This window comes from Streptomyces sp. T39 (assembly GCF_008042045.1).
Taxonomy (GTDB): Bacteria; Actinomycetota; Actinomycetes; order Streptomycetales; family Streptomycetaceae; genus Streptomyces.
The window spans coordinates 23,647-36,587 of the sequence record NZ_RDBP01000016.1; the positions used below are offsets into that span (position 1 = coordinate 23,647).

Genomic DNA, 12,941 nt, shown 5'->3' on the forward strand with positions numbered 1-12,941 from the left:
GGTGCCTCCCTTCGCAACCGTGCGCTCAGTCGCGCCGGTCGATCTGCCCACGTGTGTAGCGCCGGGTTCTCTCGTAGCTCACCAAATCGCCGTCCGTGTCCAGCGTGACGCGGTAGCTGCCCATCACGCTCGTGGTCTCGGGGATGCGCTCCAGTTCCAGCACCTCGACGTACGCCTCCCACCCGTCGTCGGTGGGGCGCAGGGCCGACACCGACTCCGGTGGCCGGCCGAGGAGTTCCTGCAGTTGGACCGCCGCCGAGCGCATGGCCCCGGCCGCCGTTCCCTTGCCTGACCCGCTCCGTGATCTGCCGGATCCGCTCCGCGCGCGGCCGGTGCCGGAGCGGCGTTCGTGTCCTGCTTCGGAGGCCATGGTCTCCTCTCCGGTCGCAGCGTGGGCAACATTCCACCCACAAGCGGACAATTACATCATAGAGGGATGTTCAGTACGTCGCGGGGAAGTTTGCTCCATGACAGTCGGGTTAAACCGGCTGAAATCGGCCTACCCGAGGCCCTGGGGCATCCGGTGAGGCGCGCCGGTCCCGCTCCGACGGGCCGTGGCGCGAGGGGTGCGCGGCGCAAGCCCGTCCCCCGCCATCCGAAGGGAACTTTCCATGGACGACACGACCAAGATCACGCTCGCGGCCGCCGTTGCGGGCGGTTATGTGCTCGGGCGGACGAAGAAGGCCAAACTCGCCTTCTCCTTGGCGACGTTCGTCGCCGGACGCCGCATCGGCCTCGACCCCCAGCAACTGCTCACCCAGGGCGTGCGCTGGCTCAAGGACATACCGCAGGTCGCCGAATTGAACGATCAGTTGAAGGGTGAAGTGTTCGAGGCCGGACGCAAGGCGCTCACGGCCACCGCTGACCGCCGCCTCGCAGGTCTGGCCGACTCGCTCCACGAGCGCACGCTGAAGCTCGGCGAGGAGGACGAGGAAGAGGGCGAGGACGAGGACGAGCGGGCGGCCGAGGACGCGGACGAGGACCGGGGGGCGGGCGACGAGGAGCAGGGCGAAGAGGGCGAGGACGAGGCCTACGACGACGAGGAGGAGCCGGAAGAGGACGAGGAGGACGAGGAGGAGCCGGAAGAGGACGAGGAGGACGAGGAGGAGCCGGAAGAGGAGGAGGAGCCGGAGGAGCCGGAGGAGCCCGCTGCCGGGCGGCGACGTCCGCGACGGGCGGCCGACGAGCCGGAGGGTGGCCGGAGGGCGAGTGCGGGCGGCGCCGCGAGGAAGGCGCCGGCGAAGAAGTCGGCAGCCGGAAGAACCCCCGCGAAGAAGGCCCCTGCGAAGAAGACGGCGGCGAAGAAGACGGCGGCGAAGAAGGCCCCGGCGAAGAAGGCGCCGCCCAAGAAGGCGGCGGCCAAGAAGACGACGGCCGGCAAGCCGGCGAAGAAGGCTCCCGCCAGGAAGACGGCAGCGAAGAAGGCACCCGCGAAGAAGTCCGCGGCCAAGAAGACGTCGACGCGACGGAGGTAGGGCCATGGCCACCAAGGAGCGCGACAACGGCAGCGGAGAGGACTCGGGGCTGGAAAGGCTGCGGGACGAGCTGATCGATCACCTCAGTGCCCGGGTCGAAGGGCTTGCGGACAAAGCCGGGGACAAGCTCGCCGGCCTGACGGACCAGCTCATGGACACCGCCGAGAACGGCGGACCGCTGCCACGGGCCGGTCTGCGCGTCCTCAAGGGGGACAACCCCTTGAAGGCGATCGTCGGCGAGAAGACGAAGAGCATCAAGGACAACGTGTTCTCGAAGGTCGGGGGCCTCTTCGGCAAGGGTGACGGCGACGGCGACGGCGGAGGGGGAGGGGGCGGCGGAGGCGGGCGCAAGTCCGGGAGCACCAAGGTGATGAACATCGTCGAGGTCCTGGACGTCGGTGTTCCCCTGCGCAGGGCATACGACCACTGGACCCAGTTCGAGCAGTTCGGCAGCTTCACCAAGGGAGTTCGCAATGTCTCGAAGGGTGACGAGGTCAGCAGCGACTGGAAGGTGAAGGTGGGTCCGTCCACCCGTGGCTGGAAGGCGACCGTCCAGGAGCAGATACCCGACGAGCGCATCGTCTGGACGTCCGAGGGTGCGAAGGGCACCACGCGGGGCTGTGTGTCGTTCCATGAACTCGCGCCTGAACTCACCCGCATCGTGCTGGTCGTCGAGTACTACCCGTCGGGCTTCTTCGAGAAGACCGGAAACATCTGGCGTGCCCAGGGCCGCCGTCTGCGCCTGGACTTCAAGCACTTCCAGCGCTACGTGACGCTCACCGAGGACGAGCCCGAGGGCTGGCGTGGGGAGATCCGCGACGGTGAGGTCGTCCGAAGCCACGAGGAGGCCGTCGAGGCGGAGGAGGCGGAGGAAGCCGAGGCGGCGGAAGGCGCCGAGGAAGAGGAGGGTGAAGGCGAAGGCGAGGAGGGCGACGAGGAGTACGCGGACGAGGACGGTTACGAGGACGAGGAAGGCGAGGAAGGCGAGGAAGGCGAGGGCGAAGAGGGCGAAGAGGGCGACGAGGACGACGAGGACGACGACTACGAGGAAGAGGAGGGCGACGCCGAGGACGGCTACGAGGACGAGGAGGACGACGACTACGAGGACGAGGAGGGCGACGCCGAGGACGGCTACGAGGACGAGGAGGAAGAGGAGGCGGACCGGGTCCGGAGGTGAGATCCGCCTCTGCCCTCGTGGCCCACGGTGTGGGCCACGCCCTTCCGGGTACGCGCCAGAACCCGCCCCCGAGACACGTCACAGGAGAACGAAGTGAGCGGAGAGTACAGGCCCGAGGGCTTCGAGGACACCGAGAACCCGCTGCCGCGCGACATGCCGGACCAGCAGGCAGGAGGGGACGACGACCTCTGGGAGCCGGACGTGGACGACGACGCGAAGGACGCGGAATCTGACGCGCAGCGGGAGCAGAGGGAGAAGGTCCCGGGTGCGGACGACACCGAGCCCACCGAGGGGCCGGAACCGGGCGAGCCGTCCGGCTGAGCGCAACCCGGCTGAGCGCGACGCGCAACGCTGGGCGCAACGAGAAATGGTGYGGGGCCCGGGAWTCCCGGGCCCCRCACCATTTCTCGTTGCGCCCGATCACGCCGGCCGTGCAGGCGGGTGGCGTGTCGTCGAATCAGTCGTTCTTGAGGGCGTCGCCCACCTTGCGTACGCTCCCCTTCGCCTTTTCCTTCGCGTCACGCAGAGCGCCCTGTGAACTCTCGGCACGGCCTTCGGCGGCCATGCTTTCGTTCCCCACCGAGCGTCCGGTGTTTTCCTTGAGCTTTCCCTTGGCCTGTTCGGCCTTTGCCTTGGCCTTTTCGTGTCCGCCCATGAGAAGCACCCTTTCGCTTGCTTGCCTTCAGTGGGTTGCCCGGCGGATCCCACGGCAAACGTGGGCGTCACGCCGTGGCACACGCGTGTCGCGGCAGGTGACGTACAGGTCACCAATAGGTCTTGCGGCCGCCGACCGGGCGCCCCACGGCCCCGAGAATCCAGAGAACCGCGCCGATCGCGATCAGCGCGATGCCGATGGTCCACAGAATACCGATGCCCGCGACAGCACCCACGATGAGCAGTATCAGACCCAGAATGATCATTTCGTCCTCCGGTTGACGTTCCCGAAGGTACGGTTGTCCGCTGAGGCGCGCGCCAAACGGACCGGATTTCGCGCAAGGTATTCACCGCCTCGCCACCGTGCCCGATATGAGGCCCGGAGGACTCCGGGCGCTGCTTTCCGGGCCGGGCTTTTCCGCCCGGGCGCGTGGTCCCCCGCCGCCCGGGCGCGTGATCCCCCGCCGGACGGGCCGGGGACGACGGACGGCCGCGGCCGGGAGCGGGCTGCGCTCCCTGGCCACGGCCGTCCCGTGGTCGTTGCCGGCTCAGGCGTCGAGCACGCCCGACTTGGCGATGGTGACCTTGGAGCTGAGGGCGCCGGAGCGCGAGCCCAGCTTCTCGATCTGCTTGACGAGGTCCATGCCCTCGACGACCTCGCCGAAGACGACGTGCTTGTTGTCCAGCCAGTCGGTCACGATGGTGGTGATGAAGAACTGCGAGCCGTTGCTGTTCGGGCCGGCGTTCGCCATGGAGAGCTGACCCGGCTTGGTGTGCTTGATCTGGAAGTTCTCGTCGGCGAACTTCTCGCCGTAGATGCTGCGGCCCCCGGTGCCGTTCCCGGCGGTGAAGTCACCGCCCTGGAGCATGAAGTCCGGGATGACACGGTGGAACGACGAGCCCTCGTAGCCGTAGCCGTTCTGGCCGGTGGCGAGCTCGCGGAAGTTCCTCGCCGTCTTCGGGACGACGTCGTCGAACAGGGTGAAGACGATCCGGCCCGCGGGCTGGTCGTCGATGGTGATGTCGAAGAACACATTGCTCATGTCTGCATCCTGGCATCTTCCGGCGCCCCCGCGCACATCCGCCCCCGGAGCCCGGCCGCGCCCGCCGCCGCGAGGAGATCATCGTCTCGTCATGCCGGGGTAACGAGGGCGACGTACCGGCCCCGTACGGTGCGGGAAACGGCCAGGCCGACGACGTCCGCACCGAACGAAGACCGCGGACAGGAGTGCACCCGATGCCCGTCGAACGGCCCGCCGTACCCTTCTGGCTCCGGCACGCCCTGCGAGCCCAGGCCGGGCCCGTCCCGTGGAGCGCGATGGCGCGGGGCGCGGCGGCGGTGCTGCCGCTGCTCGTCGCCGTCCTCGCCGGGGCGCCCACCGCCGGGGTGCCGGCCGCGATCGGGGCGCTCTTCGCCGGCATCAACGACCGGCCCGGGAGCCGGCGTACCGCCGTGACGGCCCTGGGTGTACCGGCGGCCGCCGGCGCCTGCGGACTGCTGACGGGGACGCTCGCCGCCGCGGCCGTCCCGCAGGGCCTCGCGACGCCGGTGCTGCCCGTCCTCCTCGGGTTGCTCGGCCTGGTGGCCGGTGCGGTCAGCTCCACCGGCCCGCTGGCCTCCGCCTGCGGAACCCAGCTGCTGATCGCCGCCGTGATCGGCGCGGGCATGGACCTGCCCGAACCGGCCTGGCTGCGCTGCCTGTCCTATCTCACGGGTGCGGCCTGGCCGCTGCTGCTGCGCAGGCTGGTGCCGGCTCCCCGGCGGCGCGGCCGGATCCCGTACCGGTTCGACGGCGAGTACGAGGCGGTGGCCGTGGTCTACGAGCGCACGGCCGCGCTGCTGGAGGCGGCGGGAGGCGCCACGGCCACCGCCCGGCGCGCCGCGCTGACCGCCGCGCTCGACCATGCCCAGGACGCGCTCGGCGGCATCCGGTCCGGACCTCGTGCCTCGCCGGAGGAGCTCAGACTCGGTGCCCGGTACGGCGCCGCGGCGGCGCTCGCCGAGGCGGCGACCGCGCTGGCGTGGACGGGGGAGCCCGTGCCGCGGCGCGCGGTCCGCGGCGCACGGCGGCTGGCGGCGGCCGTGCGGGCCGGCGCCCCGTGCGGCCCGCTCCCGGCGCCCCCGCGCACCGCCCCCGGCCTGCGCGCCCTCGACGACGCGCTGCTGCGCGCCGCCGAGGCGTTCGACGACGCCGACCGGGGCGGGCGCCCGCCGGGCACCGCCCGGACCCGTCCCGGCGGGACCCGTCCCGGCGGTCTCCCGGCGCCCGGGCGGGCTCCCGGGGGCGCTGCGGGACGGGGCCGGGCGGTTACGTGGGGTGCGGCGCGCGCCGGACCCTGCCGGCCCGCGCCGCACCCCACGCCCCGGGTCACCGGCGACCTCGTCCCCACCCGAACGGGCTGACGCGGACCCCGGCGCGGACGCCGCGGCAGCCGCGTCCGCGCCGGGACGTGCGCGGGAGCGCGCGCCGGGCGCCCGGCAGCCTGGACACGCCGCCTCGGGCCGTCCCGGCGCTGAAACGCGGACGGCGGGGCAGAAGACCTCCCATGGACCGACACCACGTCACCACGACCCGCCGCGGGAGCGGCACTCCGGACGACCCCGCCTGGACGGGCTGGATCTACGCCGCCCTCGGCGCCCTGGCCGCCGCCCAGTTGCTTGCGGGCCTGCTGGGCACCGGCGCCTCCGCCACCACCGCGCTGCCGGGCCTCGTCGGGGTGCTGTGCTTCCCCCTTCTCGCCGTGACGGCCTTCCGCAGGTCGCGGCGGCACCACCACTGACGGGACGTCACAGCCGGGACGGCCCCCGGCCCGCGACCGCCGCGCCGGGGGCCGGCGGTGCGCCCGAATCCCCCTGCGCGTCGAGCCGTACCGCCCCGATCCGCTCGATGCGTGCCGAACCCCACTGCGCCAGGGACTCCAGCGCGGTGTTGAGCGTGACGCCGTGCTCCGTCAGGGAGTACTCCACCCTCGGCGGCACCTCCCCGAACACCTCGCGGTGCACCAGCCCGTCCTCCTCCATCTCCCGGAGATGCTGGGTCAGCATCTTCTCGCTGACCCCCGGAAGACCCCGCCGCAATTCGGCGAAGCGGCGTGCCCCGTACTGATGGAGTTCCCAGAGAATCAGCGATTTCCATTTTCCCGAGACCACGTCCATGGCCGCGTCGATTCCGCAGAAATAGGGGCCGCGCCGTCCCGCGCTCGCCATCGTTCCCCCAGGGTCACTTACCGGAAGGTGAGTATCCGACTATTCAGTGCGTACTCGTCAACACTACCGGCGCGCGAGAGGATTTCCACGAAGCGAAGACATCGCGGAAAACCAAGGAAATACGGGGGAGAACCCGAACATGACCACCGAAGACCACACCCGGGTGACCGTTCTCGGACTGGGAGCGATGGGCAGCGCGCTCGCGGCGGCGCTGGTCGACGCCGGGCACCGGACCACGGTCTGGAACCGCTCGCCGGGGAAGGCCGAGGCCCTCGTCGCGCGAGGCGCCGTGGCCGCCGGCACCGCCGGCGAGGCCGTCCGGTCCGGCGGTCCCGTCGTCGTCTGCCTGCTCGACCACGCCTCCGTCCACGAGGTGCTCGACCCCCTCGCCGGCGACCTGTCGGGCAGGCCGGTCGTCAACCTGACCACCACGTCCCCGGAGCAGTCCCGCGAACTCGGCGCGTGGGCGGCCGCCCACGGCATCGCCTACCTGGACGGCGGGATCATGGCGGTGCCGGCGATGATCGGCCGCCCGGGCTCCTCCGTGCTCTACAGCGGTTCGGCCCCGGTGTTCGAGGAGCACCGGGCCCTGCTGGAACGCTGGGGCGACGCCGACTACTTCGGCGAGGACGCGGGCCTGGCCCCGCTGTACGACCTCGCCCTGCTCGCCGGCATGTACGTGATGTTCGCCGGCTTCCTGCACGGCGCCGCCATGGTCGCGCCGGCCGGAGTGACGGCGACCGAGTTCGCCGGCCGTGCGGCGCCCTGGCTGGCCGCGATGACCGGCGGCTTCCAGGGGTTCGCCGAGGTCGTCGACGGCGGCGACTACACCGTTCCCGGGCAGCAGAGCCTGGAGTTCTCGGATCTCGGCGACATCCTCGCCGCCGGCGCCGAGCAGGGCGTCGCCCCCGACGCCGTCGCCATGGTCCAGCGGCTCATCCGGCGCCAGATCGACGCCGGACACGGCAAGGAGGGCTTCGCCCGGATCTTCGAGAGCATCCGCAACCCCGCCTGACCCGGTGCCCGAACCGGCCGCCCGCCCGTCCCGGCGCCCCGAGCGCCGGGACGGGCGGGCGGCGGCCGTCGTTCCGGGCGGGGAAAGCCCTGGGCATTGTCGGTGGTGCTCCCTACCATGGTCATCACCTTCCGAGTCCTGCTCGACCTGCGCCTTCGTGTGCTCCGGCCGAGGTCAGGGCCGGGCCAATCGCGCATCGTGAGGGGGGGACCCCGCGATCGCCCGACCCGCTCCCGCGGCCGGTGCCGGCCGTGCGGCAGCCCCCTCATGCCCATGAATCTGCACACGCCCGACACCGCCGGTGATCCCGCGGTGAACTCCTTCCAGGTGGACCTGCGCGGCCTGGTCGACCTCCTCTCCCACCATCTCTACTCCAGCCCCCGCGTCTACGTCCGCGAACTCCTGCAGAACGCGGTCGACGCCGTCACCGCCCGCCGGGCCCACGATCCCGCCGCCCCCGCGACGATCCGGCTCAGCGCCACCGGCGACGCCGTCGTCATCGAGGACAGCGGCGTCGGCCTCACCGCCGACGAGGTGCACACCCTGCTCGCCACCATCGGCCGCAGCTCCAAGCGCGACGCGCTGGAGAGCGCCCGCGCGGAGTTCCTCGGACAGTTCGGCATCGGCCTGCTCGCCTGTTTCGTCGTCGCACGCCAGATCCGCGTCGTCACCCGCTCCGCCCGCAGGCCCGGCGAACCTCCCGTCGAATGGCTGGCGAACGACGACGGCTCCTACACCGTGCGCACCCTGCCCGACGAGGCGCGCCCCGAACCGGGCACCACCGTCCGCCTGGAACCGCGTCCCGGTGCGGAGGAGTGGACGGGCCCCGACCGCGTCGCCCAGCTGGCCACCGACTACGGCTCCCTGCTGCCGTACGACGTCACCTTCAGCGGCCCCGGGGTCACCGGCCGGCCGCTGACCGACCGGCCGGCCGTCTGGGACCGCCCCCACCCGACGCCCACCGCCCGCCGGGTCGCCCTCGCCGGGCACTGCGCGCGCCAGTTCGGCTTCACCCCGCTCGACTCCATCGACCTCGACCTGCCCGTCGCCGGTGTCCGCGGGGTCGCCTACGTCCTGCCCGAGGCCACCAGCCCCGCCGGCCGCGCCGCGCACCGCGTCTACCTCAAGGGCATGCTGCTCACCGACCGCGCGGACAACCTCCTGCCCGACTGGGCCTTCTTCGTCCGCGTCGTCCTGGACACCGACACCCTGCGCCCCACGGCGTCCCGCGAGAACCTCTACGACGACGAGACCCTCGCCGCCGTCCGGGAGGCGCTCGGCGCCCGCATCCGGGACTGGCTCGCCGAGCTGGCCGCCGGTGACCCGGACCGGCTCGCCGCCTTCCTCGGCGTCCACCACCTCGGCGTGAAGTCCATGGCCCGGCACGATCCGGACCTGTTCGCGCTGATGCTGCCCTGGCTGCCGTTCGAGACCACCGACGGCCGCACCACCCTCGACGACTTCGTGCGCGCCCACCCCCATGTGCACTTCACCCGCACCGTCGAGGAGTTCCGCCAGGTCTCCCCGATCGCCGCCGCGCACGGACTCGGCGTCGTCAACGGCGGATACACCTACGACGCCGACCTGATCGCCCTGCTGCCGCAGATCCGGGACGGCGTCACCGTCGGCGAGCTCGACGCGGGTGCCGTCACCGCCCACCTCGACCCGGTCGACCCCGCCCAGGAACTGGCACTCGCGGGCTTCCTCGCGACGGCCCGGGCCCGGCTCGACGCCCTCGGCTGCGACGTCGCCCTGCGCGCCTTCCAGCCCGTGACCGTGCCCGCGCTCTTCCTCGACGACCGCGAGGCCCGGCACGAACGCGACCGCGCGGCGGCCGAGGAGAGCGCCGACAGCCTGTGGACCGACATCCTCGGCGCCCTGCGCGGCTCCGCGCCCCGTGCCCGGCTCGTGCTCAACCACAACAACCCCCTCGTCCGCCGGATCGCGGCCGTCACCGATCCCGAACTCGCCGGCACCGCCGTCGAGTCGCTCTACGGCCAGGCGCTGCTGATGTCCCAGCGCCCGCTCCGCCCCTCGGACGCCTCCCTGCTCAACCGGGCCTTCCTCGGACTCCTGGAATGGGCCACCCACGCCACCACCCCCGCGCCGGCCGCCGCCGAGGAGGACGACAAGTGACCACCGCACCCACCCCCGACGAGATCCGCCGCGCCCTGTGGGAGAACAGGTCCGCCCCCAACGGCCTCCTGCGCAACGCCCGCGGTGAGGAACTGGTCGCCGCCGCCGAGGCGTCCGGGGACCGCGACCTGCTGCGCGCGGCCCTGTTCGGCCTGATCCAGGCGTACGAGTACAGCACCGAACGCGGCAAGATGATGGTCCCGTTCGCCCGCCTGATGCGGGAATGGGACGACGACCCCTCGGCCTTCGACGCCCACGACACCCACACGTTCCACTGGCTGTTCAAGTGGGTCAGCTCCGGCATGCTCACCCTGCCGGAGATGCCGCTGGCCACGATGGAGAAGTGGCTCGCCGAGATGGAGTACCGCTACCGAACCGCCGGACACAGCGAACGGGCGGTGCGCCAGGCGGAGTTCGAGCTCGCCGACCATGTGGGCGACAGCGCCCGGGCGGCCGCCGCCTTCGCCGCGTGGACGGCGGCGGAGCGGGACAGCATGGCGAACTGCCACGCCTGCGAGCTGAACGACCAGGGCATGTACCGGATGGACCAGGGCGACGACGAGGGGGCCCTGGCCACCTGGGCGCCCGTCCTCGACGGCAGCACCTCCTGCATGGAGGAGCCCCACCGCGTCCTCGCCCACTCCCTGCTGCCCCTCGTCCGCACCGGCCGTCCCGACGAGGCCCGCGCGCACCACCTGCGCGGCTACCGCATGGCCAAGGGCAACGAGAGCCTGCTCGCCTCCGTCGGCAAGCACATCGAGTTCTGCGCCCTGACCGGCAACGAGGCCCGCGGCCTGGAACTGCTCGCCGAGCACGCGGCGCACCTCGACACCGAGGGCAACCCGTGGACCCGGCTCCAGCTGTGCGGCGGCACCCTCGTCCTGCTGCGCCGGCTCGTCGCCCTCGGTCTGGCCGGGCAGCCCGCCGTGCCCTACGGCGGCCGCCCGCACACCGTCGGCGAACTGCACGACGCGCTGGACACCTTCACCGCCTCGCTCGCGGCCGCCTTCGACCTGCGCAACGGCAACGACACGGTCTCCTCCGGGCTCCGGCGCCGCCTGGAGGCCGCCCCGCTGACCGGCCGGCTGCCGCTCGGCGTCGGCACCGCTCGCCCCGTCGTCCGCCCCGCGCCCGTGAGCGAGGCCGCGGCGGATGAGGACGTGACCGCGCTCGCCGCACGCGCCCGCGAGCTGCGTGCCACCGGACACCCCGGCGCGACGGCCCTGTGGGAGCGCGCCGGCGCCGTGCTGGAGCGCACCGGCGAGGAGCCGGACCGGCTCCTCGCCCTCGAACTGCGCGAGCAGCACGCCCTGGCGGCCGGCCGCGCCGGCGCCGACGACGCCCGCGCGCGGTTCGAGGACGTCGCGGCCGGCTACCGGGCCGTGGGGGAGGAGGGCCGGGCGGCACTGAACGACCTGCGGATCGTCTACGCGGCCCTCGAGGCCGGCGAGGCCCCCGAGGAGGTGCTGCGTCTGTTCGACGCGGCGGCCGCGGCCGCCGGCGCACTCGGCCCCGCCCACCCCGAAAGGACCCGGCGCATCGCCACGGCCGCGCTGACCCGGGCCAAACTGGCCGTCGTCCTCACCTCCACCGAGGACGAGGGCGGGCACGAGGAGGCCCACGCCCGGCTCGACGCGGCGCTCGCCGCCTTCGCTGGGGAGTACGCGGACGTGCCCGACGTCTGCGACCTCGTCGCCGACGCGGAGCAGACCCGCGCCGACCGGGCATGGCAGACCGGCGACCCCGAGAGCGCGGACTCCCTCTACGCCTCCGCCGCCCGCCGCTGCGCCGAGGCCGGCCGGCCCTGGGACGCGGCCGGGCCGCTCGCCCGCCGGGCACAGCTGCGGATGGCCTTCGGGCGTCCCGGCGAGGCGGAGGAGTTCGCCCGCGAGGCGCTCGTGCTGGGCGCCGAACTCGTCGACGGCGAGCAGCTCGGCAGGATCCGCCTCACCCTCGCCGAAGCCGTCCTCGCCCAGGACGGCAGGGAGGGGGAGGCCGCGGAGCACGCCCTGGAGGCCGCCCACTGGTTCGACGAGGCCGGGCAGTCCGCGGGCCCGGGCGCGTACGCCCGGCTCACCCTCGCCCAGGCGTACGCCGGGGCCGGCCGCGCGGCGGAGGCGGCCGAGGTGCTGGAGTCGGCTCTGCCGGCCCTCACCGGGCACGGCGAGGACACGGCCGTCCGGGCGCGGGACACCCTGGCACGCTGCCTGCGCGACCTCGGCGACCACCGGGGCGCGGCCGAGCAGTACCTGCTGGCCGCGGACGTGGCCAAGGGCTGGGACGACGACCGTCCCCACGCCCAGGCCGCCACCCTCGCCGCCGAGAGCCTCGCGGCGGCCGGCATGGGCGGCGAGGCCGTGGCCGCCTACCGTCGCGCCATCGAGCTCTGGCAGGCGGTCGGCGAAGCCGTCCCGCTGGCCAGGGCGCTGCGGTCGCTGGCCTGGCTGCACGTCCGCGACGACGACTCCGCCACGGCCCGCACGCTCATGGAGGAAGCCCTCGCGGCCGTGGCGGACGGCGACGAGCCCCCCCACCTCCTGGAGCGCGCCCGCACCTGGACGCAGACGGCGGAACTGCTGCTGGACGGCGTGGGCGGGGAGGAGTCCGAGGAGGACGGCACGGAGGACGGCGCCGTGACGCGCAGCGCGGCGGACGCCGCCGGTGTCCGCCGCGAGGCCCTCGCCCTCCTCGACCTGGCGGTCCCCGCCTTCGCCGCCCTCGGCGAGGCCGTGCTCGACGAGCGGGTCCGCTGCGCCGTCCGCGCCGCCTGGACCGAGAGCGAGCTGGACCTCGGGGGCGAGGCGGCCGGACGCGTCCGCGCGCTGATGGCGGACATCGCCGCCATGGGGGAGGAGGTCGCGGGCGTGTATCTGCCCCGCCTGGAGCGCACCCTGGGGCATCTCACTCCCTGAGCGGCAGCTCCCGGCCCCCGCTCCGGTTCGCGCCGGGGCGGGGGCAGGACGCGCCGTTCACGGCTTCGGGGCGGGGACGGAGCGGTGAACCGCCCCGCGGCGGCGTCCGCCGTGCAGCGGGCGGCACCACCGCGGGGCGAATCGGTCAGGGGCCGCCCTCCTTCGACGACGCCTCGGACGTCCGCGAGGGCCGCTTCGCGGCCGGCCCGCGGGAGCAGGCACTGTTGTCACAGGGCCCTTCGCTGTACACCGGCACGAAGACACCCATCGTCTTGTGCCGCTCCACCGTGGCGGGCAGCGGACGCCGGCAGGACGGGCACAGATGCCCGGACGCCGAGGCCGCCGCGTGCTTTTCGGACATACG

General features: G+C 73.3%; 14 protein-coding genes. 8 read left to right on the forward strand and 6 right to left on the reverse strand.

What is annotated here, in order from left to right; genetic code table 11:
* Nucleotides 1-25: 25 nt before the first annotated feature.
* Nucleotides 26-370, reverse strand: a complete 345-nt coding sequence (locus EAO77_RS18750; protein ID WP_147989440.1) for a gas vesicle protein — start codon at nt 368-370, stop codon at nt 26-28.
* Between the two features lie 241 nt (nt 371-611).
* Between EAO77_RS18750 and EAO77_RS18755 the strand changes: the two genes are divergently transcribed.
* From EAO77_RS18755 to EAO77_RS18765, 3 genes are all read left to right on the forward strand, one after another.
* Nucleotides 612-1,475 (forward strand): histone H1-like repetitive region-containing protein, encoded by an 864-nt coding sequence (locus tag EAO77_RS18755; RefSeq protein ID WP_147989441.1) that lies wholly within the window; start codon nt 612-614, stop codon nt 1,473-1,475.
* 4 nt (nt 1,476-1,479) lie between these two features.
* Complete coding sequence (locus tag EAO77_RS18760) at nt 1,480-2,652, forward strand: SRPBCC family protein (protein WP_147989442.1); 1,173 nt, start codon at nt 1,480-1,482, stop codon at nt 2,650-2,652.
* A gap of 93 nt (nt 2,653-2,745) precedes the next feature.
* Nucleotides 2,746-2,973, forward strand: a complete 228-nt coding sequence (locus EAO77_RS18765; RefSeq protein WP_147989443.1) for a hypothetical protein — start codon at nt 2,746-2,748, stop codon at nt 2,971-2,973.
* A gap of 136 nt (nt 2,974-3,109) precedes the next feature.
* Here EAO77_RS18765 and EAO77_RS18770 read toward each other — a convergent pair whose 3' ends face one another.
* From EAO77_RS18770 to EAO77_RS18775, 3 genes are all read right to left on the reverse strand, one after another.
* Nucleotides 3,110-3,307, reverse strand: coding sequence for a CsbD family protein (locus EAO77_RS18770; RefSeq protein ID WP_147989444.1), 198 nt, complete (start codon nt 3,305-3,307; stop codon nt 3,110-3,112).
* Nucleotides 3,308-3,416: 109 nt separating this feature from the next.
* A complete protein-coding gene (locus tag EAO77_RS38685; protein ID WP_187283302.1) occupies nt 3,417-3,572 on the reverse strand; it encodes a hypothetical protein in 156 nt (51 codons plus the stop codon).
* Between the two features lie 282 nt (nt 3,573-3,854).
* Nucleotides 3,855-4,349 carry a peptidylprolyl isomerase gene (locus EAO77_RS18775; protein ID WP_147989445.1) on the reverse strand — a complete coding sequence of 165 codons (495 nt, stop codon included), beginning with the start codon at nt 4,347-4,349 and terminating at the stop codon, nt 3,855-3,857.
* 194 nt (nt 4,350-4,543) lie between these two features.
* On the opposite strand from EAO77_RS18775, the gene EAO77_RS18780 reads away from it, so the two are divergent.
* Together EAO77_RS18780 and EAO77_RS18785 are read left to right on the forward strand one after the other, a co-directional pair.
* Nucleotides 4,544-5,710 (forward strand): hypothetical protein, encoded by a 1,167-nt coding sequence (locus EAO77_RS18780; RefSeq protein ID WP_147989446.1) that lies wholly within the window; start codon nt 4,544-4,546, stop codon nt 5,708-5,710.
* 143 nt (nt 5,711-5,853) lie between these two features.
* Nucleotides 5,854-6,087, forward strand: a complete 234-nt coding sequence (locus EAO77_RS18785) for a hypothetical protein (protein WP_147989447.1) — start codon at nt 5,854-5,856, stop codon at nt 6,085-6,087.
* A gap of 7 nt (nt 6,088-6,094) precedes the next feature.
* Here EAO77_RS18785 and EAO77_RS18790 read toward each other — a convergent pair whose 3' ends face one another.
* Entirely contained in the window at nt 6,095-6,514 is a 420-nt protein-coding gene (locus EAO77_RS18790) for a winged helix-turn-helix transcriptional regulator (protein WP_147989448.1), read from the reverse strand.
* Between the two features lie 139 nt (nt 6,515-6,653).
* Between EAO77_RS18790 and EAO77_RS18795 the strand changes: the two genes are divergently transcribed.
* From EAO77_RS18795 to EAO77_RS18805, 3 genes are all read left to right on the forward strand, one after another.
* Nucleotides 6,654-7,529 carry an NAD(P)-dependent oxidoreductase gene (locus EAO77_RS18795; protein WP_147989449.1) on the forward strand — a complete coding sequence of 292 codons (876 nt, stop codon included), beginning with the start codon at nt 6,654-6,656 and terminating at the stop codon, nt 7,527-7,529.
* 273 nt (nt 7,530-7,802) lie between these two features.
* Nucleotides 7,803-9,665, forward strand: a complete 1,863-nt coding sequence (locus tag EAO77_RS18800) for an HSP90 family protein (RefSeq protein ID WP_147989450.1) — start codon at nt 7,803-7,805, stop codon at nt 9,663-9,665.
* Entirely contained in the window at nt 9,662-12,577 is a 2,916-nt protein-coding gene (locus EAO77_RS18805; protein ID WP_147989451.1) for a tetratricopeptide repeat protein, read from the forward strand. Before EAO77_RS18800 ends, EAO77_RS18805 begins: the two co-directional genes overlap by 4 nt.
* Before the next feature lie 145 nt (nt 12,578-12,722).
* Here the strand turns inward: EAO77_RS18805 and EAO77_RS18810 are convergent, their stop codons facing one another.
* On the reverse strand, nt 12,723-12,938 hold the full coding sequence (locus EAO77_RS18810) for a hypothetical protein (protein ID WP_147989452.1): 216 nt from the start codon (nt 12,936-12,938) through the stop codon (nt 12,723-12,725).
* Nucleotides 12,939-12,941: the final 3 nt, after the last annotated feature.

Excerpts from the sequence above, each read along its gene's own strand:
- EAO77_RS18775 (WP_147989445.1), bottom strand. The coding sequence starts at position 4,349 with ATGAGCAATGTGTTCTTCGACATCACCATCGACGACCAGCCCGCGGGC.
- EAO77_RS18760 (WP_147989442.1), top strand. The coding sequence starts at position 1,480 with ATGGCCACCAAGGAGCGCGACAACGGCAGCGGAGAGGACTCGGGGCTG.
- EAO77_RS38685 (WP_187283302.1), bottom strand. The coding sequence starts at position 3,572 with ATGATCATTCTGGGTCTGATACTGCTCATCGTGGGTGCTGTCGCGGGC.
- EAO77_RS18810 (WP_147989452.1), bottom strand. The coding sequence starts at position 12,938 with ATGTCCGAAAAGCACGCGGCGGCCTCGGCGTCCGGGCATCTGTGCCCG.
- EAO77_RS18780 (WP_147989446.1), top strand. The coding sequence starts at position 4,544 with ATGCCCGTCGAACGGCCCGCCGTACCCTTCTGGCTCCGGCACGCCCTG.
- EAO77_RS18755 (WP_147989441.1), top strand. The coding sequence starts at position 612 with ATGGACGACACGACCAAGATCACGCTCGCGGCCGCCGTTGCGGGCGGT.
- EAO77_RS18790 (WP_147989448.1), bottom strand. The coding sequence starts at position 6,514 with ATGGCGAGCGCGGGACGGCGCGGCCCCTATTTCTGCGGAATCGACGCG.
- EAO77_RS18800 (WP_147989450.1), top strand. The coding sequence starts at position 7,803 with ATGAATCTGCACACGCCCGACACCGCCGGTGATCCCGCGGTGAACTCC.
- EAO77_RS18785 (WP_147989447.1), top strand. The coding sequence starts at position 5,854 with ATGGACCGACACCACGTCACCACGACCCGCCGCGGGAGCGGCACTCCG.
- EAO77_RS18795 (WP_147989449.1), top strand. The coding sequence starts at position 6,654 with ATGACCACCGAAGACCACACCCGGGTGACCGTTCTCGGACTGGGAGCG.
- EAO77_RS18750 (WP_147989440.1), bottom strand. The coding sequence starts at position 370 with ATGGCCTCCGAAGCAGGACACGAACGCCGCTCCGGCACCGGCCGCGCG.
- EAO77_RS18770 (WP_147989444.1), bottom strand. The coding sequence starts at position 3,307 with ATGGGCGGACACGAAAAGGCCAAGGCAAAGGCCGAACAGGCCAAGGGA.